24 protein-coding genes are annotated in these 25,834 nt (G+C 67.4%); 2 read left to right on the top strand and 22 right to left on the bottom strand.

Going from position 1 to position 25,834, the window contains the following annotated elements; translation table 11 throughout:
• Window positions 1-158: 158 nt before the first annotated feature.
• The 4 genes from DBZ32_RS18065 to DBZ32_RS18050 form a co-directional block, all read right to left on the bottom strand.
• On the bottom strand, window positions 159-1,451 hold the full coding sequence (locus DBZ32_RS18065) for an adenylosuccinate synthase (protein ID WP_119168636.1): 1,293 nt from the start codon (window positions 1,449-1,451) through the stop codon (window positions 159-161).
• Window positions 1,452-1,741: 290 nt separating this feature from the next.
• Complete coding sequence (locus DBZ32_RS18060) at window positions 1,742-2,656, bottom strand: FG-GAP repeat domain-containing protein (RefSeq protein ID WP_119168635.1); 915 nt, start codon at window positions 2,654-2,656, stop codon at window positions 1,742-1,744.
• A 63-nt stretch (window positions 2,657-2,719) separates the two neighbouring features.
• Window positions 2,720-4,306 carry a phosphoglycerate dehydrogenase gene (serA, locus tag DBZ32_RS18055; protein ID WP_119168634.1) on the bottom strand — a complete coding sequence of 529 codons (1,587 nt, stop codon included), beginning with the start codon at window positions 4,304-4,306 and terminating at the stop codon, window positions 2,720-2,722.
• 57 nt (window positions 4,307-4,363) lie between these two features.
• Window positions 4,364-5,548 (bottom strand): phosphoserine transaminase, encoded by a 1,185-nt coding sequence (locus DBZ32_RS18050; RefSeq protein ID WP_119168633.1) that lies wholly within the window; start codon window positions 5,546-5,548, stop codon window positions 4,364-4,366.
• A gap of 329 nt (window positions 5,549-5,877) precedes the next feature.
• Here DBZ32_RS18050 and DBZ32_RS18045 point away from each other — a divergent pair, with 329 nt between their 5' ends.
• Window positions 5,878-7,665, top strand: coding sequence for an SLC13 family permease (locus DBZ32_RS18045; RefSeq protein WP_119168632.1), 1,788 nt, complete (start codon window positions 5,878-5,880; stop codon window positions 7,663-7,665).
• A gap of 15 nt (window positions 7,666-7,680) precedes the next feature.
• On the opposite strand, the gene DBZ32_RS18040 is transcribed toward DBZ32_RS18045, so the two are convergent.
• The 5 genes from DBZ32_RS18040 to DBZ32_RS18020 form a co-directional block, all read right to left on the bottom strand.
• Complete coding sequence (locus DBZ32_RS18040) at window positions 7,681-8,145, bottom strand: MaoC family dehydratase (protein ID WP_119168880.1); 465 nt, start codon at window positions 8,143-8,145, stop codon at window positions 7,681-7,683.
• A 101-nt stretch (window positions 8,146-8,246) separates the two neighbouring features.
• Entirely contained in the window at window positions 8,247-8,489 is a 243-nt protein-coding gene (locus DBZ32_RS18035; RefSeq protein ID WP_208539292.1) for a DUF1127 domain-containing protein, read from the bottom strand.
• A 143-nt stretch (window positions 8,490-8,632) separates the two neighbouring features.
• Window positions 8,633-9,130 (bottom strand): GNAT family N-acetyltransferase, encoded by a 498-nt coding sequence (locus tag DBZ32_RS18030; protein WP_208539291.1) that lies wholly within the window; start codon window positions 9,128-9,130, stop codon window positions 8,633-8,635.
• A 10-nt stretch (window positions 9,131-9,140) separates the two neighbouring features.
• Complete coding sequence (locus DBZ32_RS18025; protein WP_119168629.1) at window positions 9,141-9,959, bottom strand: PhzF family phenazine biosynthesis protein; 819 nt, start codon at window positions 9,957-9,959, stop codon at window positions 9,141-9,143.
• Window positions 9,960-9,979: 20 nt separating this feature from the next.
• Window positions 9,980-10,129, bottom strand: a complete 150-nt coding sequence (locus DBZ32_RS18020) for a DUF1127 domain-containing protein (protein ID WP_119168628.1) — start codon at window positions 10,127-10,129, stop codon at window positions 9,980-9,982.
• 185 nt (window positions 10,130-10,314) lie between these two features.
• Here DBZ32_RS18020 and DBZ32_RS18015 point away from each other — a divergent pair, with 185 nt between their 5' ends.
• Window positions 10,315-11,736, top strand: a complete 1,422-nt coding sequence (locus DBZ32_RS18015; protein WP_119168627.1) for an aminotransferase-like domain-containing protein — start codon at window positions 10,315-10,317, stop codon at window positions 11,734-11,736.
• 21 nt (window positions 11,737-11,757) lie between these two features.
• Here the strand turns inward: DBZ32_RS18015 and thiD are convergent, their stop codons facing one another.
• From thiD to ruvB, 13 genes are all read right to left on the bottom strand, one after another.
• Window positions 11,758-12,567, bottom strand: coding sequence for a bifunctional hydroxymethylpyrimidine kinase/phosphomethylpyrimidine kinase (gene thiD, locus DBZ32_RS18010; RefSeq protein ID WP_119168626.1), 810 nt, complete (start codon window positions 12,565-12,567; stop codon window positions 11,758-11,760).
• A gap of 20 nt (window positions 12,568-12,587) precedes the next feature.
• The gene (glmM, locus tag DBZ32_RS18005) at window positions 12,588-13,937 is read right to left on the bottom strand and encodes a phosphoglucosamine mutase (protein WP_119168625.1); all 1,350 of its coding nucleotides are present in this window, start codon (window positions 13,935-13,937) and stop codon (window positions 12,588-12,590) included.
• 61 nt (window positions 13,938-13,998) lie between these two features.
• Window positions 13,999-15,033: a dihydropteroate synthase gene (folP, locus tag DBZ32_RS18000; protein WP_119168624.1), complete on the bottom strand. Its 1,035-nt coding sequence runs from the start codon at window positions 15,031-15,033 to the stop codon at window positions 13,999-14,001.
• Window positions 15,034-15,144: 111 nt separating this feature from the next.
• Window positions 15,145-17,064 carry an ATP-dependent zinc metalloprotease FtsH gene (gene ftsH / locus DBZ32_RS17995; protein WP_119168623.1) on the bottom strand — a complete coding sequence of 640 codons (1,920 nt, stop codon included), beginning with the start codon at window positions 17,062-17,064 and terminating at the stop codon, window positions 15,145-15,147.
• Window positions 17,065-17,142: 78 nt separating this feature from the next.
• Window positions 17,143-18,624, bottom strand: a complete 1,482-nt coding sequence (tilS, locus tag DBZ32_RS17990; RefSeq protein ID WP_162906825.1) for a tRNA lysidine(34) synthetase TilS — start codon at window positions 18,622-18,624, stop codon at window positions 17,143-17,145.
• On the bottom strand, window positions 18,563-19,654 hold the full coding sequence (ybgF, locus tag DBZ32_RS17985; RefSeq protein WP_119168621.1) for a tol-pal system protein YbgF: 1,092 nt from the start codon (window positions 19,652-19,654) through the stop codon (window positions 18,563-18,565). Before ybgF ends, tilS begins: the two co-directional genes overlap by 62 nt.
• 251 nt (window positions 19,655-19,905) lie before the next feature.
• Window positions 19,906-20,406, bottom strand: a complete 501-nt coding sequence (pal, locus tag DBZ32_RS17980; RefSeq protein ID WP_119168620.1) for a peptidoglycan-associated lipoprotein Pal — start codon at window positions 20,404-20,406, stop codon at window positions 19,906-19,908.
• Window positions 20,407-20,589: 183 nt separating this feature from the next.
• Window positions 20,590-21,960 carry a Tol-Pal system beta propeller repeat protein TolB gene (gene tolB, locus DBZ32_RS17975; protein ID WP_119168879.1) on the bottom strand — a complete coding sequence of 457 codons (1,371 nt, stop codon included), beginning with the start codon at window positions 21,958-21,960 and terminating at the stop codon, window positions 20,590-20,592.
• 7 nt (window positions 21,961-21,967) lie between these two features.
• Window positions 21,968-22,990: a hypothetical protein gene (locus tag DBZ32_RS17970; protein ID WP_119168619.1), complete on the bottom strand. Its 1,023-nt coding sequence runs from the start codon at window positions 22,988-22,990 to the stop codon at window positions 21,968-21,970.
• 87 nt (window positions 22,991-23,077) lie between these two features.
• Window positions 23,078-23,542, bottom strand: coding sequence for a protein TolR (tolR, locus tag DBZ32_RS17965; protein ID WP_235830261.1), 465 nt, complete (start codon window positions 23,540-23,542; stop codon window positions 23,078-23,080).
• A 4-nt stretch (window positions 23,543-23,546) separates the two neighbouring features.
• Window positions 23,547-24,272, bottom strand: coding sequence for a protein TolQ (tolQ, locus tag DBZ32_RS17960; protein WP_119168618.1), 726 nt, complete (start codon window positions 24,270-24,272; stop codon window positions 23,547-23,549).
• A 14-nt stretch (window positions 24,273-24,286) separates the two neighbouring features.
• On the bottom strand, window positions 24,287-24,748 hold the full coding sequence (gene ybgC, locus DBZ32_RS17955) for a tol-pal system-associated acyl-CoA thioesterase (RefSeq protein ID WP_119168617.1): 462 nt from the start codon (window positions 24,746-24,748) through the stop codon (window positions 24,287-24,289).
• Window positions 24,745-25,824 (bottom strand): Holliday junction branch migration DNA helicase RuvB, encoded by a 1,080-nt coding sequence (gene ruvB, locus DBZ32_RS17950; protein WP_119168877.1) that lies wholly within the window; start codon window positions 25,822-25,824, stop codon window positions 24,745-24,747. Before ruvB ends, ybgC begins: the two co-directional genes overlap by 4 nt.
• Between the last annotated feature and the right edge of the window lie 10 nt (window positions 25,825-25,834).

The raw sequence follows: 25,834 nt of genomic DNA, 5'->3' as shown, positions 1-25,834 counted from the left end.
GGCGCCGCCGAGAGGGCGGCACGCACGTCAATCTACTCGCGCGATGGCAAAGGCGAGGTTAACGGACCCGAGAGACCGGAGCGATACGTCCGACCGGCTTTGCGGGTCGGACGATTGCGGTAACTTGTGTTTAAGCACAAGTACTTGGAGCGAATTGGTCAGGGACCGAAGGGATCGCGTACCAGAATCGTGTCGTCCCGCTCCGGCGAGGTGGAAAGCAGGGCCACCGGCGCGCCGATCAGTTCCTCGATGCGACGGATGTATTTCACGGCCGTCGCCGGCAAATCGGCCCAGGAGCGTGCCCCCTGCGTCGAGTCGGACCAGCCTTCGAAGTCCTCGTAAACCGGTTCGGCGCGCGCCTGCAAGGCCGGTTGGGCCGGCAAATAGTCGAGCAGGGCCCCGTCGATCCGATAGCCGGTGCAGACCTGGAGTTGCTCGAAACCGTCGAGCACGTCGAGTTTGGTCAGCGCAATGCCGTCGATACCGCCGATCTTGATCGCCTGGCGCACCATCACGGCATCGAACCAGCCGCAGCGCCGCGCCCGCCCCGTTACGGTTCCGAATTCGTGCCCGCGCTCGCCCAGGCGCCGGCCGATCTCGTCGTCCAACTCGGTCGGGAAGGGTCCGCTGCCGACGCGGGTCGTGTAGGCCTTGGTGATTCCCAGCACCATCCCGAGCGATCCCGGTGCGATACCGGACCCGGCCGCCGCCTGACCGCCCAGGGTGTTGGAGGAGGTGACGAAGGGATAGGTCCCGTGATCGACGTCGAGCATGGCGCCCTGCGCGCCCTCGAAGAGAATCCGCTTGCCGTCGCGCCGCGCCTCGTCCAGGCGCTGCCAGACGCGGTCCGTGTAGGGCAGGATCTTCGGGGCGATGTCGTGGAGCTGTTCGATCAACTCCTCTGCCGCCACCTCGGGCAGATCCAGCCCCCGGAAGAGAGCGTTGTGGTGAACCAGCAGGGAATTAACGCGCTTGGCGAGCAAATCCCGATCCGAGAGATCGCATATCCGGATCGCCCGGCGGCCGACCTTGTCCTCGTAGGCCGGGCCGATGCCGCGCCCGGTCGTGCCGATCCTGTCGTCGCCGCGCCGCGCCTCGCGCGCACGATCCACCGCCCCATGCAGCGGCAGGATCAGGGCCGCGTTTTCGGCGATCTTGAACGTGTCCGGGGTGATCGCGACGCCCTGCCCCGTCAGCCGCTCGATCTCCTCGATCAGGGCCCAGGGGTCTACCACCACGCCGTTGCCGATGATCGAGAGCTTACCGGGGCGCACGACGCCGGAGGGCAGCAGCGAGAGCTTATAGGTCTCGTTGCCGACCACCAACGTATGTCCGGCGTTATGGCCGCCCTGGAATCGCACCACCACATCGGCGCGCTCCGAGAGCCAGTCCACGATCTTGCCCTTGCCTTCGTCGCCCCATTGGGAGCCGACGACGACTACGTTACCCATGATATGTCCTCTTCGCGAGCGCTGCGGCGGCCCTCGGGAGCCTCCGGCTCTGCCGCGGGCGTTGTCCTAGAGCGCTATGGTCCCGAATGGAAGCGGTTTCGCTTCCGTTCGGATGTGAATCGCACTCTGGTCTTCCGGGAGAGTGGGATTCGGGCCCTACGTGGGATCGCCAGGGCGACTCCACGTAGGGCGATCCTGCTCTAGACGGTTTTTCGGTTGGTTGGAACCACTCGATCCGCCAAAAGGCATCCTTGTGCCGATAGCGGCATCGGCGCCGCCGAACGGGAAGATCAGCGCAGCAACCGCACGAAGGTCCCGTCCGCCAGCGGGTAGCCGATATCGAGTCGCCCGTTGCCGTCGAAGTCCTCGACGACGAAGTCCCCGACGATGGCCGCATCATGCTCCAAACGGCCGCGCCGGACCCACGCACCGCCCCGCAGATCGAACGCCGCGAGACTGCGCAGCCCCATCTCGGGGACCAGCAGTTCGTCGTCGCCGTCGCCGTCCAGATCGAGCACCGCCGAGAGGTCGAGAGACCGGCTGCCGATCGCGTGGTTCGAGACGCCCGCGACCTCGGGTCCGGGCCGAAGGCCGCCGTCCACCCAGCGCCACAGCCGCAGGATCCCACCGATATGCGGCGTCTGCACCTCGACCAGATCGATCTGTCCATCGCCATCGAAATCGCCGGCTCCGGCGGGGTTTCGCCAGCGATTGGGACTGCCGATCGCCGGAGTCTCATCCAACAGGCGCAGCTCGCCCTCGGCGATGGCGTAGACGGCCAGCGCGGCACCGCGATCGCGATAGGCCGTGATCACCAGCACCTCGTCGCGACCATCGCCGGTGAGATCGAGCAGGCGCGGCACCAGATCCTCGAACACCGCATCGCGCGGAAGCATCACCTCCAGCACCAGGCCGCCGTCCGTGATCACCCTCAGGCCGCCGGCTTCGATCGCATCGCCCAGAACCCCGTGGCCATAGCGGTCGGTCGGTGCGATCAACAGTGCCTTCACGATGCCGGAACTGCCTGTGGCCGGCCGCGAATCCGCCAAGGCCTCCGGCGGCAGCGCAATGCGGGGCGCCTCGAGCAAGGGCGCACGCCCGGTCGTCACCCGGATGCCAAAATCGGCGAGGCTCTCGGCCAAGACCTCCGCGGGAAGGATCAGAAACGGCAAGACAATCAGGAGCCTGCCGGCGAGGCGACGCATGAGTCGAAAATCCCTCCGGGACGGAGTGCAACCGCACCACGCTGTCCTACCAGACTCCTTGTCCTACCGGAACTGCAGCAGCTCCGCGCGGGTGATAAGTGGCAAGGCCCTGACCTTTTCCAGGGTCTCGCGGCTCATCGCATCGTCCAACTCGATGAGGGCGATGGCATCGCCGCCTGGTGCGTTACGGCCCAGGTGGAAGGTCGCGATGTTGATGCCCTCCTGAGCCAGGAGTCCGGTCAGGGCCCCGATCACACCGGGCTTGTCGTCGTTGGTGGTGTAGAGCATGTGCGGCGAGAGCTGAGCCTCGATCTGGATGCCCTTGATCTCGACGATGCGCGGCTTGTCGCCGCTGAACAGGGTCCCCGAGACGGCCCGTTCCTGACGGTCCGTCTTGACCACCAGACGGATCAGCGTCTGGTAGTCGCCCGGCGTCTCGTCCTTGACCTCGCGCAACTCGATATCCCGCTGACGGGCCAGAACCGGCGCATTGACCATATTGACCGAGTCCAGCATCGGCCGCAGCAGACCCGTCAGAGCCGCCTGGGTCAGCGGACGGGTGTTGAGCTCGGCGACATGTCCTTCGTACTCGATGGACACGGCCTGCAGGCCCGTGCGCGTCAGTTGACCGGCGAAGGACCCCAGATCCTCGGCCAGCTTCATGTAAGGGCCCAGGCGCTTGGCGTCCTCGGCCGTCAGCGAGGGCATGTTGATGGCATTGGTCACCGCACCGCTGAGCAGATAGTCGCTCATCTGCTCCGCGATCTGGACCGCCACGTTCTCCTGCGCCTCCGTGGTCGAGGCGCCCAGATGCGGGGTGCAGACCAGATTGGGCAGACCGAACAGGCCGTTTTCCTTGGCCGGCTCGACCTCGAAGACGTCGAGCGCCGCGCCCGCCACCTGACCGGACTCGAGCGCCGCCTTCAGGTCGGCCTCGACCACCAGGCCGCCGCGCGCGCAGTTGATAATCCGCACACCCTTCTTGCACTTGGCCAGGGCGGCGGCGTCGATGATGCCGCGTGTCTGATCGTTCATCGGCACATGCAAGGTGATCACGTCGGCGCGCCGCAGCAGCTCGTCCAGTTCCACCTTCTCGACGCCCAGATCGATCGCCCGGTCGTTCGACAGAAAGGGATCGTAGGCCGCGACCTTCATGCGCAGGCCCAGCGCCCGCTCCGCCACGATCGAGCCGATGTTGCCGCAGCCGATCAGCCCGAGCGTCTTGCCGGTCAGCTCCATACCCATGAAGCGGGACTTCTCCCACTTTCCGGCTTGGGTCGAGGCGTCGGCGGCGGGAATCTGGCGGGCGAGCGCGAAGATCAGCGCGACCGTGTGCTCGGCGGTCGTCGTCGCATTGCCGTAAGGCGTGTTCATCACCACGACGCCCTCGGCCGTCGCCGCCTCCACGTCGATGTTGTCGACGCCGATGCCCGCGCGCCCCGTTACCTTCAGCTTGCCGGCCGCACCGGCCTTCAGAACCTCGGCCTTCAGCTTGGTGGCCGAGCGCACGGCGATGCCGTCGTAGTCCGCGGCGCGCGCCTGCAACTCTTCCGGGCTGAGGCTCGTTTCGAAATCCACCTCGAGGCCGCGCTGCTTGAAGACTTCGACGGCGAGCGGGCTGAGCTTATCGGCAATCAGGACCTTGGGCATGGGTCTCTAAATCTCGTTTTCCAGGAAACGTTGAGGGTTCGGATCGGGCCTTTTGGATCAGGCGGTCGCGGCCTGTTCGGCCTTGACGCCGGCATAGGCCCAGTCGAGCCAGGGCAGCAGCGCCTGGATGTCGGCGGTCTCCACCGTGGCGCCGCCCCAGATCCGTAGACCCGGCGGCGCGTCGCGGTAGGCCCCGATGTCGTAAGCCGCGGCTTCCGCCTCCAGGAGCGCGACCATCCGCTTGGCGGCGGCGGACTGTTGTTCCGGGGCCAGCCCGACGAACCAATCGTCGACCATCTTCAGGCAAATCGAGGTGCAGGAGCGCGTGGCCGGATCTTCAGCCAGAAAATCGACCCAATCGCGGGCCGCGACCCAGTCGGAAACGGCCGCCAGGTTGGCTTCGGCGCGTGCGATCAGGGCCGGGCGGCCGCCGATCGACTCGGCCCAGGCCAAACCGTCCAGGGCATCCTCGACGCAAAGCAGCGAGGGGGTGTTGATGGTTTCGCCCTTGAAAACGCCTTCGATCAGCTTGCCGCCCTTGGTCAGCCGGAAGATCTTCGGCAGCGGCCAGGGCGGGCTGTAGCTTTCCAGCCGCTCGACAGCGCGGGGCGACAACGCCAGCATGCCGTGCGCCGCCTCGCCGCCCAGCACCTTCTGCCAGGACCAGGTGACGACATCCAGCTTGTCGTAGGGCAGGTCCATGGCGAAAGCCGCCGAGGTCGCATCGCAGATCGCCAGGCCCTCGCGACCGGCCGGAATCCAGTCGCCGTTCGGCACGCGCACGCCGGAGGTCGTTCCGTTCCAGGTGAAGACCACGTCCCGGCTCCAGTTCACCTGGCTGAGATCGGGCAGCGCGCCATAGCCGGCCTCCAGCCTGCGCGAATCGGTCAGGCCCAACTGTTTGACCGCATCGGTCACCCAGCCGGCGCCGAAGGATTCCCAGGCCAGCAGGTCGACTCCGCGCTGGCCCAGCAGGGACCACATGGCCATCTCGACAGCACCGGTATCGGAGGCCGGAACGATACCGAGCCGCCAGTCGGCGGGCAGATCGAGCAGCCGCTTGGAGCGCTCGATCACCTCGGCCAGCTTGACCTTGCCGCCCTTGGCGCGGTGCGAGCGGCCGAGGAAAGCGCCGTCCAGGGCCTGCAGCGACCAACCGGGGCGTTTCGCGCAGGGACCGCTCGAGAAATTCGGGTTGGCGGGTGTGGCGGCCGGACGCGTCGGCCTGGCGAGGGGGCTCATAACGGGTCGCTCCTCAGCGGTTAGAGGTCGCCAAAAGAACAGGGAGAGCGCGGACATTAGGCGGCATGCTGCAGTGCGTCAACGGACCAGGTGACAGGGCCGGCCCAAGTCCTATCTATGGCCGGCGCAACGGCCTGCCGAGGCGCCGCGTCGCTCGCCACTGGCGCAGACCAAGGCGGCGAGCGTAGAATGTGGCGCCACTGCGACTTGCCACCGCTCCGGATCGGATTGCCGGACCGCCCGCGCCGCTTGCACCCCGCCCCTGCCAGGGCCTAACCACCCGACAACCCAACCGACCGCACAGGCCCGCAGGAGGGGCCGAACACCGAATGCCGACACCCGACCAGCTCCTGCTCTTTGCGATCTTGGCCGGTGCGCTCGGGCTCTTTGCCTGGGGGCGGCTGCGCTACGATCTGGTTGCCCTGCTGGTCTTGCTGGCGGCGGTGATCGGCGGCGTCGTCCCGACCGAGAGCGCCTTCAGCGGCTTCGGCCATCCCGCCGTGATCACCGTTGCCGCGATCCTGATCCTGACCCGTGCCCTGCGAACCTCCGCCCTGCTCGGAGTCGTGACCCGGCTGCTGAGCCGGCTGTCGTCGCGACCGACCCTGCAGATGCTGGCCCTGACCGCAACCTGCGGCGTCTGTTCCGCCTTCATGAACAACCTTGGCGCGGTGGCACTCCTGCTCCCGGTCGCGCTCGAGCTGGCACGCGACGCGAAGCGCAGCCCGAGCCAGCTTCTCATGCCGCTGTCCTTCGCCTCCCTGCTGGGCGGGCTGATCACCCTGGTCGGCACGCCGCCCAACGTGGTGATCGCCAATCTGCGGGCCGAGGCGACCGGCCAATCCTTCGCGATGTTCGACTTCACGCCGGTCGGCCTGACGGTCGCGGCGGTCGGAATCGGCTTCGTCGCCCTGCTTGGCTGGCGCCTGCTGCCCGAACGGCTGGCCGCCCAGCCATCCAACGGCGAGCGCCCGCTGGTCGAAATCGAGGGCTACATCACCGAAGCGCGCGTGCCAGCCAAATCGGCCTACGTCGGCCGCCGGCTGCTCGACCTTTTCGCCGTCGGCCAAGGGGACATCTCCGTCGTGGCGCTGGTCCGCCGCAAGGACCGGATCCTCGCTCCCTCCGGGTTCCTCCGGCTGCAGTCGGGCGACATCCTGATTCTGGAAGCCGACCCGCAGGCTCTACGCCGGCTGGTCGAGACCGCCGGAGTCGAGCTGGTCGGCGCGGGCGGCGTTCGCGCAGACACTCTGCGCTCCGAGCGGGTCGGGCTGATCGAAGCCGTGATCACGCCCGGATCGCGGCTGGAGGGGCGGACCGCCCGCTCACTGCGCCTGCACACCCGCTACGGCGTCAACCTGCTCGCCGTGTCGCGCCAGGGCGAAAGAATCTACGAACGACTCGGGCAGGTGCGTTTCCTGCCCGGCGACGTCCTGCTGCTGCAGGGCGAACGCGAGATCATGCCGGAGGCCTGCCGCAACCTCGGCATGCTGCCCCTGGCCGAACGCGGACTGGAAATCGCCCGCCGCGGCGACAGTTGGCGCGCGCTCGCCATCTTCGGCGCGGCCGTGGCCCTGGTCGTCTTCGGACTGCTGCCGCCGCACATCGCCTTCACGGGCGCGGCCGTCGCGGTGGTCATGGCCGGGGCCCTGCAGCTCCGCGACGTCTACGAATCGATCGACTGGCCCATCGTGATCTTGCTCGGCGCCATGATTCCGGTCGGCCAGGCTCTCGAAGCCACCGGGGGATCGATGGTGATCGCCCAGCCGATCCTGAATCTCGGCGAAAGCGCTCCCGTCTGGCTGATCCTGGCACTGCTGATGGTGGTGACCATGCTGCTGAGCGACGTGATGAACAACGCCGCGACCGCCGTGCTGATGGCGCCGATCGGTATCGAGATCGCCAACGGTCTCGGCTACTCGCTGGACCCCTTCCTGATGGCCGTCGCGGTCGGCGCCTCCTCGACCTATCTGACGCCCATCGGCCACCAGTCGAACCTGCTCGTCATGGGGCCCGGCGGCTATCGCTTCGGCGACTATGCCCGGATGGGCCTGGCGCTCGATCTGCTGATCGTCATCGTCGCCGTGCCGGTGATCCTGGCGGTCTGGCCTGTCTAGAACGACGTCGAAGCCCTACTCCGCGGGACGGCGGCGTAGGATCTGAGTGGCGACCATATCGGCAACCGTTTCGTCCTTCTGGTTGAGGACATCGTACCGGAACTTGACGACGCCGCGGTCGGGCTTGGAGCCGCTTTCCCGCGCCTCCAGGACTTCGCCGCGGCAATGCAAGGTATCTCCGGGCCGCACGGGCAGAAGCCAGCGCAACGCCTCGATGCCGGGCGAGCCGAGGGAACAGTGAACCCAGACGTTCTCCTGAACGATCAGGCGGAAGGCGACCAAAAGAGTCTGAAAGCCGCTCGCGATCAGGCCGCCATAGCCCCAGCCCTTGGCGGCCTCGGCATCGATGTGGAAGGGCTGCGGGTCCCACTCCCAAGCGAAGGCCAGAATTTGTGCCTCGCTGAGCGTGGCGCCACCCGTGGTGAAACGACGACCGACCGGAAAGTCCTCGAAGTAACTCTCGCCTCTCGCTGCGCTCACCGACACCCCCTAGCGCTATGGGATCCAAAGATAAATCAAGCTAGTCGGGGCGGCGGCGGAAGGCCAGAAGCGGCGGCGGCGCAAATCTTGCGAGCAGCCCGTTAGTCCTCGTAGCCGCGATAGAGACTCCGTAGCAGCTCGCTGCGGCTGACGCCGATATCGCGCAGCATACGGTCGTCCAGTTCCAGGATGCGCTCGCGCTCCTCGGCATGGCGCTGCAGTGCCATCAGGGCGTGAAGCAGGTGCATGAAGGGATTGCGGCGCGGCCGGCGAAGCGGTGCGCGCAGCAGCGGCACCGTGCCGGAGATCCGCTGGGGCTGATCGATGCTCGACATGTAAGTCATTCCTCTCTCCGCGGCGGTCCGTGACAGCGGCCTCTGCAAGGGCCTGAACCGCATCCTGCTCCGCCTGTCTCACGTGTCTGTGAGCACTCTCACAAGTCGATGCAGGCGATGGGGAGAAGTGTGATCCGCCTCACGTTCGCGCTCTATCCGATCCTTGTCTCCGGATTTGGCAGGCTTGGCGCCGGCTCCAGATCGAGACCGAAGTAGAGGATGTCCTCCTGCGGATTGTCGTAGTAGGGCGGCACCGTGACGAAGCCCAGGTCGCGGTAGAGACGCACCGCCGCTTCCAGGCGCGGCAAACTGTCGAGCAAGATACGTCGGTAGCCCGCCCGACGCGCCCAGACGATCGCCGATTCCGTGAGCCGACGGCCCCAACCGCCGCCGCGCAGGGAAGCCTCGACCCACAGACGCTTCAATTCGCAGGCCCCGCCGCCCATCGGCCTGAGCCCGACGCAGCCAAGCGCCTCGCCCGCGGTACTGCGAAGCAAAAGAACCGCGCCCTGCGGCGTGGCATAGAAGCCGGGCAAGCCGGCCAACTCCGCATCGAAGTTCTGATAGCTGAGGTCTTCCTGCAACCAGTCGGCATAGCTGCGGAACAGCCGGCGCACCGCGTCGCTGTCGTCCGGCCAGGCCGCAGCCACGATCCTGAAATCAGTCGGGCAGGACAAGTCTTCCCTCGAGGTAGTAGGCGACGCGGCCCAGCAGTTCGACCCGCTCGCCCTTCAGTTCGCAGACCAATTCGCCCAAACGCGCCGAGACCTGCCGCGCCGTCAGCCTATCGCGGCCGAGCCGTGCGGCCCAGTAGGGCTGCAGGACGCAATGCGCCGAGCCGGTGACGGGATCCTCCGGGATACCGCCGTGCGGAGCGAAATAGCGCGAGACGTAGTCGCAGGCCGTCGGACCGTCCGGACCGGCAGCGGTGACGATCAGCCCGTCGCCCTCCAATTCTGCGACCTTGACGAGGTCGGGCCTCACCGCCCGCACCGCGGCCGCATCCTTCAGGACCGCCAGGTTCTTGTCGGCACGCAGCACCTCGAGCGGCGACTGGCCCAGCGCGTCGGCGATGGCGCCTCCATCGTCCAACGGCTGCGGCGGCCGGGCCGGCAGATCCATGGCGAAGCCACCGGCGAAGCTTTCGGGGGCGCGGCGCACCTCCAGCCAGCCGCTGCGGGTGTGAAAACGGACGGCGCTCAGATCCGGCGCCAGACGGTCGAGCAGCAAGGCGCCACTGGCCAGGGTGGCATGGCCGCAGAGATCGACCTCGATAGCCGGGGTGAACCAGCGCAGGTCATAGGCTCCAGCTTCATCCGCACGCGGAACCAGAAAAGCCGTCTCCGAGAGGTTGTTCTCCAGGGCGATCGCCTGCAGCCTGCTGTCCGGCAACCAGGCCCGCAGCGGCACGACCGCGGCCGGATTGCCGCCGAACACCCGGTCCGTAAAGGCGTCGAGTTGATAGATCTCAAGATCCATGGGTGTAGTCTCCTTGCAGCTCAGGCTTGCCAGAAGTGTTTGCGGGACTCCTGCCGCGCCGCAATCCGATCGATGCCGACATCGCGCAGCAGGCGATCGTCCAACTCGGCCAGCGCATAGCGTTGCTCGGCCCGTTCCTGCCAGCGAATCAAAAGGCCCATGACGGTCATGACAAGCGAACGCTGTCGCGGCCCTTCGTAGCCGCGCCAGAAGCCTCTAAATCCGGTCGTCAGAGATGCTGTTCGACGGTGAATTGTCACCATTTCAATTCTCCAAAAACTCATATTGTCATATTTGTATCCATAATTTCACTTTGGCCTTGCGAACAATATGACTCAATGTCTTTATTGTCCTCATGACAACTTGGATCCCGGAGTTGCGGCCTGACAGCCCGCGCTATATCGCGATCGCCAACGCGCTGGCGGACGATATGGGCGCCGGCCTCTTGGCGCCGGGCGTCAAGCTTCCGACCCACCGGGACTTGGCGTGGCGGCTCGGCGTCACGGTGGGCACGGTGACGCGCGCCTACGCCGAGGCGGAGCGCCGAGGCCTGGTGATCGGCGAAGTCGGGCGCGGCACCTTCGTGCGCGCGCAGACGCCGGACCGGCCACCGAGCGCGGACCGCCGGGACGGCACTCCGCGCGACGACGGACAGATCCTCGATCTCTCGATGAACCTGCCGGCGCTCCCGAGCGAGCCGGAGACCGTGCCCGGCGCTGTAGCCGAGGTCAGTGGCGATCCGCAGGCGCGCCACTGCTTCGACTACACAACCAGCCTCGGCCTACCGGAGCACCGCCAGAGCGGTGCCGACTGGCTGGCCCGCCACGGACTGGAGAGCCCGGCCGAGCGGATCGTCCCGACCTACGGTGCCCAGCACGCCATGTTCCTGGCCTGCGCCACCCTGGCAGAGGCCGGCGCCCCGGTTCTGGTGGAGGAAGCGACCTTCTACGGCATGAAGTCCATCGCCAAGACGCTCGACTTGCGTCTGATCGGCGTTCAGACCGACAGCCAGGGTCTGGACCCGGCCAGCCTGGATGCGGCCGCCCGCTCGACCGGCGCGAAACTGCTCTACTGCATCCCCAACTTTCAGAATCCCACCTCCAGCGTCATGCCCGCGCAACGACGGGACGAGATCGCCGAGGTCTGTGCGCGCAACGGGATCGCAGTAATCGAGGACGACATCTACGCCTTCCTGCTGGACGATGACGACGGCGCTTCGCTCCGCCCCCTTTCCTGCCGCCTGCCGGACCAGAGCTTCTACATCGGCTCTCTCTCGAAAAGCGTGTCGCCCGCCCTGCGGGTCGGTTGGCTGGCCGTGCCCGAGGCCTGGGTCGACCGGATCGCGGTCGCCCAGCGGGCCACGGTGATCATGCCCAACCCGCTGTTGCAGGAGGCGGCGCGGCGCCTGATCGAAAGCGGAGCGGCCGACCGGCTGGCCGCCGGCCAGCGCCAGGAGGCCATCGCGCGTCAGCGGCTGGCAACCGAGATCCTCAGCCGGCCGAACTCCGGCGCGCAGATCGTCACCCACCCCAATTCGTTCCACATCTGGCTGCAGCTTCCACCGATCTGGCGGACCGAGACTTTCGTCTCGGCGGCCCGGCGCCGCGGTGTCGCCGTGACGGCCGGAGACGTCTTCTTCGTCGGCCGGGTGCCCGGTCCGCCGGCCGTCAGAATCTGCCTTTCTGCCGCACCCAACCGCGCCGCGCTGGAACGCGGCCTCCGAACCGTCGCGAGCCTGCTGTCTGAGGACCCGACGCTGGAGATGCCGCTGGTTTAGGGCGACCGACGAACCGCCCGTTCAGAGCATAAAAGGGCGAAGCGTGTGGGCGTGATTGACCGGCCCATGGCCCCCACCGAGGCCCGGCGCGGTGCGCAACGCGGTATAGAGATAGGCGCGTGCGCGTTCCACGGCCTCCTCCAGATCCAGCCCGTAGGCCAGGGTCGCCGCGATGGCCGAGGCCAGGGTGCAGCCGGTGCCATGGGTGCTGGAAGTCTCGACACGCGGCCCCTCGAAGATCCGCGTACCGGCATCGGAGGAGAGCACGTCGCGCATCACGCTGTCTCCCTCCAGGTGACCGCCCTTCACCAAGACGGCCTGCGGTCCCGTGGTGCGCAGCATCTCGGCGGCATGGACCATGCCGTCCAGATCGTTGATCTTGAGACCGGTCAGCTTTTCCGCCTCCCGCAGGTTGGGCGTCATGACGTCGGCCAGAAGCGACATGCGGCGGGTCAGGGTCCGCACCGCTTCCGGCTCCAGCAGGTCGTGCCCGCTGGTCGAGACCATGACGGGATCGACGATGATCGGCAGCTCCCCACAGCGCGCCTCCAGCACATCGGCGACGGCGTCGATCACCTCGGCCGAGTGGAGCATTCCGATCTTCACCGCGTCGCTGCCGATGTCGTCGAGCACCACGTTCATCTGCTGGGCGATGAAGGCAGGGTCGACGGGAAAGACCCCCTCGACGCCCAAGGTGTTCTGCGCCGTCAGGGCGGTGATCGCCGTGGTGCCGTAGGCGCCCAGGGCCATGACGGTCTTGAGATCCGCCTGAATGCCGGCCCCGCCGCCGGAGTCCGAACCGGCGACAATGAGAACCCGACCCGGCTGCATAGCCATGCTGCCCCCTCGCCTCAGTTCGCCGCGACCGCGGCGATGCTGGCCGCCACGGTCTCGACCGCTTCGTTCACCAAGGCTTCGTCCTCGGCCTCGGCCATGACCCGGATAACCGGTTCCGTCCCCGACTTGCGGATGAGGAGGCGTCCACGCTCGCTCAGCTTCGCTTCCACTTCGGCGATGGTCCGCTTGACCGAGGCCGCCTCCAGGGGCTGACCGCCCGTAAAACGTACGTTGTGCAGACGCTGCGGCAAGGGCTCGAAGCAGTGGGTCGCCGCGCTCGCCGGCTGGCCGGACTGAACCAGGGCCGCCAGCACCTGCAAGGCGGCGATCAGACCGTCACCCGTGGTCGTGAAGTCGGACAGCACGATGTGCCCCGACTGCTCGCCACCGACGTTGTAGCCCTGGCTGCGCATCCGCTCGACAACGTAGCGGTCGCCGACAGGAGTGCGTTCCAGGCCGATCCCCAGCCCGTTGACGAAGCGCTCCAGCCCCAGGTTCGACATGACCGTCGTGACCAGACCGCCGCCGGCCAGGCGGCCGTCCTGCAGCCAGGCGCGCGCGATCAGGGCCATGAGTTGGTCCCCGTCGATCACCCGGCCGGTCTCGTCCGCCAGAATGGCCCGGTCCGCATCGCCGTCGAGCGCGATGCCGAGTGCCGCGCCCTGCTCCACGACGGCCCGGCACATGGCCTCCGGCGCAGTCGCGCCGCAGGCCTCGTTGATGTTGAAGCCATTGGGCTCGTCCCCCAGCGCGACGACCTCGGCGCCCAGTTCGTAGAGGACTGTCGGTGCGACCCGGTAAGCCGCGCCGTTGGCGCAATCGACAACCACCTTGAGGCCCTCGAGGCTCAGCCCGCGCGGGAAGGAGGCTTTGACGAACTCGATGTAGCGCCCGAGCGCGTCGTCCAGCCGGCGGGCGCGGCCGAGCAAGCGCGACTCCGCCCGCTCGTCACCGAGCCCGTTGTCGATGCGCGCCTCGATCGCCAGCTCGACGTCGTCGGAGAGCTTGAAACCGTCCGGACCGAACAGCTTGATGCCGTTGTCCTCGAAGGGATTGTGCGAAGCCGAGATCATCACGCCGAGATCGGCGCGCAGCGAGCGGGTCAGCATGCCGACGGCGGGGGTCGGCAGCGGGCCGAGCAGCACCACGTCCATGCCGACCGAGGTGAATCCGGCCGTCAAGGCGGGCTCCAGCATGTAACCGGACAGGCGCGTGTCCTTGCCGATCACGACGCGGTGGCGGTGGTCGCCCCGGGTGAATTGCGCCCCGGCGGCCATGGCGAGCTTCAGGGCGGTCTCGGCGGTGATCGGCTCGCGATTGGCGGTGCCCCGAACACCGTCGGTCCCGAATAGCTTACGAGTCATGGCTTGGTTGAAAAACTCCGATTCTACGAATTCAGGCTGGCTTATAGCAAAGACCGCGGCCCTAGGGAAAATTCCCGCCGTCGGCGGAGGCGATCGCCTGCCACACCGCCAGCGCCTGACAGGTCTCGGCCACGTCGTGGACCCGCAGGATCTGAGCGCCGCGCTGCACGCCCGCGAGAGCCGCAGCCAGACTGCCGGGCAAGCGCTGCTTGGGCGGCGGCCCCTCGTCCGGCATCAGCTTGGCGATGAAGGATTTGCGCGACACGCCCAGCAGCAGCGGGCAGCCGAGGCCATGAAACAATGCCAGGTTGTCGAGCAAATGGAGGTTGTGCGCCAGCGTCTTGCCGAACCCGATCCCGGGATCGACCGCGAGGCGCTCACGCGGGATGCCGGCCGCCAGACAAGCCTCCACCCGGCCCTCCAACGCATCGAAGACATCGAGCGCCACCTCGGCATAAGTCGGGGCCCGCTGCATGGTCTGCGGCTCGCCCTGCATATGCATCAGCACCACGGGCAAGCCAAGCTCCGCCGCGGTCTCCAGACTCTCCGGATCGCCGGTCAGCGCCGTGACGTCGTTCAGGATCCTCGCCCCGGCCGCCGCCGCCGCGCGCATGACCTCCGGCCGCCGTGTGTCGACCGAGACGGCCAGCCCCCGGCCAGCCAAGGCTTCGATCACTGGCAGCACCCGGTGCAGTTCCTCCGCCACCGGGACCGGCTGCGCGCCCGGCCGGGTCGACTCGCCGCCGACGTCGAGAATAGCCGCGCCGGCGTCGGCCATGGCGAGCCCCTCCGAGATGGCCTGCTCGGCCCGCAGACGGTCGCCGCCATCGGAGAAGCTGTCGGGAGTCACGTTGATCACGCCCATGACGAGCGGCCGTTCCAACGAGAGACCGGCGAAGGCCGGGCGCGGGGCGGATAGCAGTTCAGCGCGCGCTGCCAGCCCCGGCGGCAAATCCAGGGGGGACAGCGTTTCATCGGGCCTGTCCCGATGCAGCAGTGTGATCGCGGCCGCATGGAGGCGTCCGGCGACGGAGAGACCGCCGTGCAAGGGCTGCGACGTCAGAGCGGTCGGGAGGATGTAGGGGTCTAAACTCATGGGGCGGGGAAACTACCGTGGCCACGGCCGCAAACCGGCTCGACCTGCGCTGCAAAAGGCAACGCCCCCGCCGTGAAGCGGGGGCGCGACCAAATCGTCTGGAGGCGAACGCTACTGAGCCGGTTCCGGTTCCGGGCCGATGCCGCTGTCCTTGGGTCGGCCGCTGGAAGGAACGGAGGAGCGCCGTCCGCCGCTCGGCTGCTGCGGCTTGTCGTTCGGATCGCTCCGGTCGACCGTCTCGCCGCGCAGGACGCTCTGCACGTCCTCGGCGCCGAGCGTTTCGTATTCGAGCAAGCCTTTCGCCAGAAGGTGCAGATCGTTCATGTGCTCGTTGAGGATCTCGTGGGCCTTGCGTTCGGCATCGTCGATGATGCGGCGCACCTCTTCATCGATCAGCCGCGAGGTGGCCTCCGAGATGTTCTGCTGCCGCGCCACGGAATGGCCCAGGAAGACCTCGTCCTGGTTTTCGTTGTAGCGCAGCGGGCCGAGCTTTTCGGACATCCCCCACTCGGTGACCATCCGGCGGGCCAGAGTGGTGGCCTGCTGGATATCGTTGCCGGCACCGGTGGTAACGTTCTCCTTGCCGTAGATGATCTCTTCGGCGGCGCGGCCGCCGAACATCATCGCCAGCTTGGCCGTGATCTCCGACAGCTTGTAGCCGTAGCGGTCCCGCTCCGGCAGGTTCATGGTCACGCCCAAAGCACGGCCGCGCGGAATGATGGTGACCTTGTGCAGCGGGTCGTTGCCCGGGACGAAGAGGCCGACCAGAGCGTGTCCGGCTTCATGGTAGGCCGTCAGTTCCTTCTCGTCCTCGGTCATCACCATCGAGCGGCGCTCGGCCCCCATCATGACCTTGTCCTTGGCGTTCTCGAAGTCGTTCTGAGTCACCACCCGCTTGCCGGCCCGCGCCGCGATCAGCGCCGCCTCGTTGACCAGGTTGGCCAGATCGGCGCCCGAGAAGCCCGGCGTGCCGCGCGCGATGACCTTGGCGTCGACGTCCGGCGCCAGCGGCACCTTGCGCATGTGCACGCGCAGGATCCGTTCGCGGCCCAGAATGTCGGGGTTCGGCACCACGACCTGACGGTCGAAACGGCCAGGACGCAGCAGCGCGGGATCCAACACGTCGGGGCGGTTGGTGGCGGCGATCAGGATCACGCCCTCATTCGCCTCGAAGCCGTCCATCTCCACCAGCAATTGGTTGAGAGTCTGCTCGCGCTCGTCGTTGCCGCCGCCCAGGCCGGCGCCGCGATGACGGCCGACCGCATCGATCTCGTCGATGAAGATGATGCAGGGGGCGTTCTTCTTGCCTTGCTCGAACATGTCGCGCACGCGGCTGGCACCGACACCGACGAACATCTCGACGAAGTCCGATCCCGAAATCGTGAAGAAGGGAACGTTGGCTTCGCCGGCGATGGCGCGGGCCAGCAAGGTCTTACCAGTGCCCGGAGGCCCGACCAGCAGCATGCCCTTGGGGATCTTGCCGCCGAGGCGCTGGAACTTCTGCGGATCGCGCAGAAAGTCGACGACCTCCTCGAGTTCCGACTTGGCTTCGTCGATGCCGGCCACGTCGTCGAAAGTCACGCGTCCCTGCTTTTCGGTCAGCAGCTTGGCCTTCGACTTGCCGAAGCCCATGGCCTTGCCGCCGCCGCCCTGCATCTGACGCATGAAGAAAATCCACACGGCGATCAGCAGCAGCATCGGGAACCAGGAAATCAGGATCTGCAGCAGGGGCGAGGCGGACTCCTGCGGGGCCGCATTGATCTGCACGCCATTGTTGCGCAGCCCCTCGACCATGCCCGGATCCTCCGGCGCATAGGTGGAGAAGCGCGTCCCATCGTTGTAGGTGCCCTCGATCTGGCGTCCCTGAATGGTGACGTCCCGAACGTTGCCGCCCTCGACCCGGTCGAGGAAGGTGGAATAGGCCACCTGAGAGCTGCTGTTCGGTCCCGGCGAGCCCTGAAACAGGCTGAACAGCGCGAACAGAAGCAGGATTATGATGATCCAGAGGGCGGCATTTCGGCTAAAATTCACGTCGCATTCCCTTCGTCGACAGGGTCTGCGCGAGGTTCCAGCGAAGACCCGTCAGAGCTACATAATGTGCCCCGAGCGCTAAGCAACTGTAAAGCTCGTCCCCAAATCGTCCACCGCGACCGACTGCGGCACGTGGAAGCGCCCCTTGGTCAAGGCGCGATAGGGGCGAAATCGGCAGGAGAAGAGGTCCGGATCCCAGCCCGTCCGCGCGAAAGCCAGCTGCGGCACGGCCAGAGGCGCGTCGCCGTCGAACAGCGCGGGCAAGGAGATCCGCACGGGCCGGGGAAAAGCAACGGCCTTGAGCGCCGGCGAGATCGTCCGCAGGGCCAGCCAGCCGGCTTCGCCGAGCGGGCCGACGGTCAGGCCCGGCGGTGCCCCGGCCCGCAGTTCCACCGCGAAGCGGCCATCCCAATGAAGGCTTCGACCCGGCGCGAGGGGCGAGATCTGCGCCCGCGGTTCGCGGACCGCCAGCCACCCCCCCTCCCAAGCCAGCAGGCGGCAACCGCCGAGGGTGATGGGGCGGTGCGGCCGCGCCCGAAGGCTTTCCAGAGCGCGCTGGGTCCGGGCGGCGCGCGGCGGCCATCCGCCGCCGCCGACGCAGGCCAGCACTTGCGCGAGCGCCCGCAGCGCCAAGGGGTCCGGCGCCGCGACCAAAGCGGGCTCGAGCGAGGCGAAACCGGCCGGATGCAGCGAAACCGCCTCCGCCAGCAGCGCGGCGACACGACCTTCCGTCGCAGCGCGCAACCGGCCGGCGGTCGCCGTCAGGTCGGCGAGCAGGACCGGCTCCAGACCGGCTTCGGCCAGATCCGCCGTGCGTGCACGCAGGCGGCTGCGGGCGAAACGGACGTCCTGGTTGCTCGGATCCTCCACGAAAGACAGCGCCGCGGTGCGGCAGGTCGCAAGCAGACGCACCTTCGGCTGAGTCAGCAAGGGGCGCAGGAGCCTGAGATCGCTTAGCTCGGAGATCGCGGGCATGCCCGCCAATCCGTCCGGACCGCTGCCCGAATCCGCCCGCTGCAGAAGGGTTTCCACCTGATCGTCGCGATGGTGGCCGAGCATCAAATGCAAGATCCCGGCCGTCCTGCAGGCCTCGTTCAAGAGCCGATAGCGCGCCTCGCGGGCCGCGGCCTGAGATCCTGTCGCGACGCCGACCTCGTCGCCCCAGACCAGGACCTGGTTCGCAATCCCCAGACGCGTGAGATGCGCCGAGACGCCGGCCGCTTCCTCGGCCGATCCGGCGCGCAGACGATGATCGACGATCAAGGCGAGCAATTTGCCACCCTGCGCTTTCAGCCAACGCTGCAACAGCCAGGCCAAGGCGAGGGAATCGGGTCCACCGGAAACCGCCGCGGCGATCTGCGGCCGCGGCTCGAAGGGACCGCAAGCGTCGAACAGGCGCGCCGCCTCCCCGGCGCCGATCACAAGATCGCGCGCCGAAGCGGTCGCGGGATCCCCGTCGGGGTCGGCCGGGAGATCCGTCTTCGGACGGATTCCCGCGCTAATTGCAGCCGAGTCGCTGGGACTCCCGGAGAGCGCGCTGAAGGACGGTCGGTGCGGCATTGGGGTAGCGGCTCTGCAGCTCGGAGAAGGTCGCGCAGGCATCCTCGGTGGCGCCCAGATTGGATAGAGACATGCCAAGCTTGAGCAGATTGTCCGGTGCCTTGCCGCTGTCGGGGTAGCTTTGATAGCCCTCGGCGAAGACCACGGCGGCGGTTTCGTAGTCCCCGCGCACGTAGTGGGTTTCACCCAGCCAGTACTTGGCATTGCCGGCGAGATTGCTCTCCGGATAGAGCGTCAGATACTGGCCGAAGGCGGACTCCGCCGCTGGATAGTCCATCCGGCGCAATAGCTCGAAGGCCGAGTTGTAAGCCGCCTGAGGATCGTCGCTCGGGAGGGCCGGCGTCGGTGCCAGCGCCTGCTGTGTTCCCACGCCGCCGGAAGCCGCCCCCTGTTGTGTCGCCGCCCCCTGCCGCGCAGCCGCAAGGTCCTGATCGGAAATCGTTCCCAGCGTGCGCGGCTGTAACGGCCCCGGCTGGCCGCGTCCGGTCTGATCGCCTGCCTGACCGCCCGCAACGCCGCCGGCGGGTGTGCTGACGGCTGCGGTATCGGGCGCCGTCGCGCCGGCGCTTCCCAGCACCGTCGTGCCGGAGCCGTCCGGCGGCGTGTAGGTTGCGCTTGGCGTCTGGGGGGGCGCCGAGGGCTGCCCCTGTTCGAGGCGCAGCAGTCTTGCCTTGGTTTCGGACTCGAAACGCTCCATCCGCTGCTGGAGCTGGCGAACGCCGAAGTTCGCGTCCTCGAGACGGCCCGTGATCCGGCGTAACTCGGCTTCCAAACCGGAGAGCCGGCGTTCGAACTGCGCGGCCTGAGCAGCGTTGAGGCCCGTCGCCTGGGCAAGCTGGGTCGCCAGGAGACGGCGTTCGCTTACCACCTCCGCCACGGCCGCGTTCAAGCCGGATACCTCGGCTCGCGCCAGGGCGAACTCGTCGGTGAACTCGTCGGTCAACTCTGACGCAAGCGCCGGACCCGAGATCAGCAGGGCCGCCACCACCAGGCAAGACCGGCGGATCGGGACGAAACGAAGGAAGGACATGGCGGAACGGCTTTCCAGGGTTGTCGTCTCCGGCGATCATTCGCCGGTCGCGCCCGGCGACGACGAGGGGGCGGCTGCAAGGCCGCGCTTCCACCCACGCCGATCCTCAGGCGCCTTCTAAAAATCCACGGTCACTTTGACCAAATTGCGGCAGAAAAACGCCCGCCGCCGAGGACCGGCAGCGGGCATCCTTCACGACCGTATCTTGGCCGAACCGCCAGCTTTGCTCATCTGCGGTCGGATCCGGAGCGTCAGCCCGGGACGAAAACGCTTCGGCGATTCTGCGCCCAGGACGCTTCGTTCGATCCCAGAACGGCCGGACGCTCCTTGCCGTAGCTGAGCGTACCGACACGCGTCGGGGCGATGCCCAGCGCAATCAGGTACTGCCGCACCGCACTGGCCCGGCGTTCGCCCAGCGCCAGGTTGTATTCCCGGGTGCCGCGCTCATCCGCATGACCTTCGACCGTGAGGCTCACGGTGGGGTTCTGCTGCATCCAGGCCGCCAGGCGATCGACCGTGTTCCGGGCATCGGAGCTGAGCTCGGCCGAATCGAATCCGAAGAAGACCCGGTCGCCGACCTGCTGGACCAGATCCTCACGCGATCCGGCGACGACCTGATCGGTCGGCGCGCCTACGGTTGAACTGCCGCCAGCGTTGGCTCCCGTGGTCGGGCTGGCCTGGTCCTCGGGAGCGCTTTCGCAGGCAGTAAGCACCAGCGCTGCCGCTGCGATCAAAACGTACTTGAGCTTCATGATTGCGAGAATCCCCTTAGTTGCTGTTCGGGCTCCAGGATGTTGGCCCGAACCACCTCTTCTCTGTTGATCGCCTGCAGCCGCCCACGAGGTTAGCTACGGGATCAGACTCGGCTAGACAATGCCCCCACTGCCGAATCGCGCCGTTCCGCGCGAGCGCGCTGCAATATATCGACGAGGGTTTCATGGAATCAAGGGCGACCAGGCCGGGTCGGACGCATCGAGGGGTGTAATCACCTCCCGCTCGTTGAACCCGGTCAGATCGATTGTGTAGAGCCGCGTGCGCTGCTGACCTTGCGACGTCGCCCGCTCGGTCCGGTAGAAAGACATCACCCGGCCGTTCGGCGCCCAGGTCGGGCTTTCGACCAGGAAACCGCTCGCCAGCATCCGCTCGCCCTGACCATCCGGCTTCATCACACCGATATAGAAGGTGCCCTGATGCATGCGCGTGAAGGCGATCAGGTCGCCGCGCGGCGACCAGACCGGAGTCGCGTAGCGGCCCTGGCCGAAGGAAATGCGCCGCACGTCGGAGCCGTCGGCGTTCATGACATAGAGCTGCTGGGACCCGCCCCGGTCGGAGTTGAAGACCACGCGCGACCCGTCGGGCGCATAGGAGGGCGAGGTGTCGATCGCCGGACTCCTGGTGAGCTGCTGAACCTGTCGGGTCCGCAGATCCATCGTGTAGATATCACTGTTCCCAGCATCGGCCATCGACATAACGACCTTATTGCCGTCAGAGGAAAACCGCGGCGCGAAAGTCATACCCGGAAAATCCCCCAAGACCTCCCGGCGCCCGGTTTGAAGATCTAGCAAATACACTCGGGGCCTGTTGTTCTCGTAGGACAAGTAGGTGATTTCCTGAGTCGTCGGCGAGAAGCGCGGCGTCAGAACCAAGTGCTGGCCCTCGGTCAGGAACTGATGGTTGGCCCCGTCCTGATCCATGATCGCCAGCCGTTTGACCCGGCGGTCCTGTGGCCCGCTTTCGGCGACATAGACCAGGCGGGTGTCGAAATAGCCGTCCTCGCCGGTCATGCGCTTGTAGATCGCGTCGGAGATGATGTGGGCAATGCGCCGCCAGTTCGACTGGGTCGTGGTGTAGCCCAAGCCGGTCATTTCCCGTTCCGCCAGGACGTCCCACAAACGGTAGAAGACGCGCAGGCGGCCGTCCGGCGTGATCTCCACGCCGCCGCCGACCAGGGCCTTGGCGTTGATCAGCCGCCAGTCGGCGAAGCGCGGCCCGTTCTGGATGCTCGCGGCATCCTGGATGAACGCACGCTGGTCGATCGGCACGAAGAGGCCCGAACGCGCCAGGTTGTCGGAGATCACCTTGGCGATATCGGCGCCGAGCTGCGCCTGCTCCGGACTCCCCGAGTGAAAGTCGGTCACGGCGACCGGCAGGGGCTCGGCAAAGCCCTGAACGATATCGACCGTGAGCTGCGCCTGGGCCGGCGCGACGGCCGAGCCGAGACCGAAAACCGCGCCGAGGGCGACGCAGAGGGAGCGCAGCGGGTTGCTGGCGGCGAAAGGTGCAAAAGAAAAACGGCGGACTGAGATCACAGAGTTATCCTCCCAACATCTGCCGGGGGTCGAAGCGAAGGCGGATGGATTTCCAGATGTCGTACTGGGACTGCGGCAGTTCGGTGTAGGGCGCGCAGTCTAGAATCGCGCGCCGGGCGTTCTCGGCCGCGGCGCGGTAGAAGCGGTCGCTGTTCAACCGGCCGGGATCCTCGAAGCGCGGCTCGCCGATCAGAAAACCCTCGCGGGTCAGTTCGATGTTCATGACCACAATAAACTCCTCGGCATTGCGCGCACCGGGATCGAAGCGCCAGCAGTAGGCCATCTTGCTCTGAATGATCTGGCCCAGTTGGTTAACTTCCGCACTGGACGGCAGGGCGTTGCCCGGTCCGGGGCGAGCGGCCTGTTGAGTCTGGCGCGGCTGCGGCTCTTCCCGGTTCTGCAGGACGTTGCGCAGGACCGACTGCAGGCGATCCTGCGGCGGCTCTTCCGGTTCGGGCTCTGGCTCCGGCTCCGGCTCCGGCCGCTCGGCGACCTGCGGACGGCGTTGGGGAACCGGCGGCGTCACATCGGCCAGCAGAGCCGTCTCCGGCTCGGCCGGCTGCGCCTCGGTTGCCGGTGGTTCCGGTTCGGGAGCCGGTTCCGGCTCTTCGGGTTCGACGGCCGCCACCTCGGGCTCCGGTGCCGGCTCGGGCGGGGGTGCTGGCTCCGGCGGCGGTACGGCATCCGCGGCCGGGGGCGTCGGCGCCTCCGCGGCCTGCGGCGGGGTCGGCTCGGGCTCGGGCGGCGCGGTGGGCTCGGGCGGCGGCGTCGGAGCGGCCTCCGGCACCGGCGGCGGTTCGGCGGTCTCGGCCGGACTCTCCGCCGGCTCGGCTTGCGGCGCCCCGGGCACGCCGGCCAGTTCCGCATCCGCCTGCGCCGCCGCTTCCGCCAATTGGTCCACGCTCACCAGGTCGACCGAAAAGACGGGCGCGATCGGCGGCGGATCGCTCAAACGCGGCAGCCCCACCACGGCCAAACCCACGACAGCGAGATGCAGGGCGACCGAGCCGAGCAGCGCGGCGGTCATCCTGTTCCCTTCCTGTGCGGTTTGCTCCGCGAGAGTCACGTTGGAGAAGGCTCCCTGTCGTCTTGCAAGTCGTCGTGCCGGCCGTGGCTACTCGGTCACCGGTTCCGGGGGCGGCAACTCGGCGATCAAGGCGACGCGCGAGAAACCGGCGGCGTTGATCGTGCTCATGACTTGCATCACGGTTCCGTATTGCAGACTGCGGTCGCCGCGAATGTAGATTCGCGTCTCCGGATTGTTCTCGGTGATGGCCACCAAACGGGGAACCAGAACGCCGAGTTCGACGGGCGTTTCCTGGACGTAGACGGCGCCCTGGGCGTCGACCGTGACGACCAGCGGCTCGACCGGTTCCGAGATGTTCTGGGCCTGGGTCTGGGGCAGATCGACCGGCACGCCGACAGTCAGCAGCGGTGCGGTCACCATGAAGACGATCAGCAGCACCAGCATGACGTCGACGAAGGGAGTCACGTTGATCTCGCTCATCGGCGACCAGCGGCCGCGCCGGCGGCGGTGGGCAGCGCTCTGTTGCGTGCGCTTCATCAAGGTCGCAGCCATGAGGTTAAGCCGCTTCTTCGATTTGCCGGGAAAGGATCGACGAGAACTCGCCGGCGAAGGACTCCAGCCGCTGACCGTAGCGAGTCAAATCGCTGTTCAATTTGTTGAAGCCGATCGTCGCCGGGATGGCGGCGACCAGGCCGAGAGCGGTGGCGAAGAGCGCCTCGGCAATGCCAGGCGCCACCACTGTGAGCGAGGTATTGGCCTCGGCCGCGATCGAGGTAAAGGCGTTCATGATGCCCCAGACCGTGCCGAACAACCCGATGAAGGGGGCGGAAGAGCCGACCGACGCCAAAAAGGTCATCTGCTTTTCCAGCCGCTCCATCTCGCGACCGATCGTCAGATCCATGACGCGCTCGATGCGGTCGCGCACCGCCATGCCGTGCTCACCGTCGATCCGGCTGCCCCGGGCGCTCGAGCGGCGCCACTCGCGCATCGCCGCCATGAAGACCGCCGACTGCGGATCGTTGGCACTGTCGCCGAGGCGATCGTAGAGCTGATCCAGCGAACCGCCGGACCAGAAGTTGTCCTCGAACTGCTCCGCCTTGCGGCGCAGCCGGCGCAGGCGCACGCCCTTGTCGAAAATGATCGCCCAGGTCCATACCGACGCGACGACCAGCAACAGCATCACAAACTTGACGACGATGTCGGCCATGAGGAAAAGCCCCCACGGCGACAAGTCGTGCGCGTCTGCGGCCGCGCCGATGACCTGAACCGCTTCGTTCTCCATATCCCGGGACGCTCCTAGGTTTCCGGTTGACAAAATGGCGCTAGGGTTTGGCGGATCTGTGGCGGAATTCGGCCAGGTCTGCCATCGGATAAACGCAGACAGGCGACCCGCACTCGGATATCCGCCAGCAGCCGCCCCTCACGCTCCACTCTCTGGCGCGCCGAGAGGGCCGCACCGCCCAATTGCGTCAGGCGCGAACGTACGTACAGCAAGTCCTCCAGACGTGCGGGACTGACGTAGTCGACGCTGGCGCCCCGTACGGCGAAGGCCAGGCCGTCCCGATCGCGCAGCGCGATCTGATCGATATCGAGCAGGCGCAGCAGCTCGCTGCGCGCCCGCTCGGCGAATTTCAGGTAGTTGGCGTAATACACGATGCCGGCCGCGTCGGTATCCTCGTAATAGACCCGCAACGGCAAAAGGTGGTCGCCCCCCTCGAAGCGGCCGGAGGCGGGGATCAGGTCGGCGTCGGGCCTCAAACCTGCGCCTCCTCGCCCGAGTCCTCGCTCGAGCCCTCGCCCTCCGGCGCATCCCCTCCGCCCAGGAGGTCGAGCTGCTCGACCAACGCGCGCGGCGCCTCCAGCCCCAGGTAGCCGAAACCGCTGCGCGTCAGCATGCGTCCGCGCGGCGTCCGCTGCAGCAGACCCTGCTGTAGCAGGTAGGGCTCGATCACCTCCTCGATCACGTCGCGCTGCTCCGACAGCGCGGCGGCAAGGGTCTCGGCCCCGACCGGCCCACCGCCATAGTTCTGCGCTAGGCACCCCAGGTAGCGGCGGTCCATGGCATCGAGGCCGCGGGCATCCACCTCCAGACGCTGCAAGGCTCCGTCAGCGATGGCGGCATCGACCTCCCCGGCGTCCTCGACGGCGGCGAAGTCGCGCACGCGGCGCAACAGCCGGCCGGCGACGCGCGGCGTGCCGCGGGAGCGGCGGGCGATTTCCCCGGCGCCGTCCGAGGTGAGCGGCATGCTCAGCACGCGGGCGCCGCGCCCGACGATCAGCTGCAGTTCCTCCGGAGTGTAGAACTGGAGACGCAAGGGGATCCCGAAGCGCTCGCGCAGCGGGCGGGTAATCAGCCCGGATCGCGTGGTCGCCCCGATCAGGGTGAAGGGCGGCAGGTCGATGCGCACCGAGCGCGCCGCCGGTCCCTCCCCGATGATGATGTCGAGCTCGAAATCCTCCATGGCCGGATAGAGGATTTCCTCCACTGCCGGAGCCAGGCGATGGATCTCGTCGATAAAGAGCACATCGCGCGGCTGCAGGTTGGTCAGAATTGCCGCCAGGTCGCCGGCGCGCGCGATCACCGGGCCGCTGGTGGCGCGGAACCCGACGCCCAGTTCGCGCGCCACGATCTGCGCCAGGGTGGTCTTGCCGAGCCCGGGCGGCCCGTGGAAGAGCACATGGTCGAGCGCTTCGTCGCGCGTCTTGGCGGCCTCGATGAAGATACGCAAATTGGCTCTCAACTGCGCCTGCCCGACGAAGTCCTCCAGGGCTTGCGGGCGCAGCGAAAGCTCACCGCCCGCGTCCTGCTCGCCGGAGTACTCCGGACTGACCATGCGGGCATCG

The sequence above is a fragment of the Algihabitans albus genome, from assembly GCF_003572205.1.
GTDB classification, from domain to species: Bacteria; Pseudomonadota; Alphaproteobacteria; order Kiloniellales; family DSM-21159; genus Algihabitans; species Algihabitans albus.
The sequence above is the reverse complement of the archived record's forward strand: the minus strand, read 5'-3'. Positions and strand labels throughout refer to the sequence as shown.